The organism is Variovorax sp. dw_954 (assembly GCF_018449755.1).
Taxonomy (GTDB): domain Bacteria; phylum Pseudomonadota; class Gammaproteobacteria; order Burkholderiales; family Burkholderiaceae_C; genus Variovorax.
In genome coordinates this window covers 1-264 of the sequence record NZ_JAAVVD010000132.1, presented here as the reverse complement: position 1 = coordinate 264, position 264 = coordinate 1, and the positions used below count along the sequence as shown (strand labels likewise).

Here is a 264-nt window from a genome sequence, read left to right as displayed (position 1 = left end):
GTGTATGTGCTGTCGAAGGACGAAGGCGGCCGTCACACGCCGTTCTTCAACAACTACCGCCCGCAGTTCTACTTCCGCACGACGGACGTGACTGGCGCGATCGAACTGCCGAAGGACAAGGAAATGGTCATGCCTGGCGACAACGTCAGCATCACCGTGAAGCTGATCAACCCGATCGCGATGGAAGAAGGCCTGCGCTTCGCCATCCGTGAAGGCGGCCGTACCGTGGGTTCGGGCGTCGTTGCCAAGATCCTGGACGTCTAA

Annotated in this window: 1 pseudogene; it reads left to right on the top strand. The window is 59.8% G+C overall.

Going from position 1 to position 264, the window contains the following annotated elements:
- Positions 1 to 264: pseudogene (gene tuf / locus HB681_RS37845) on the top strand (elongation factor Tu); the annotation flags it as partial.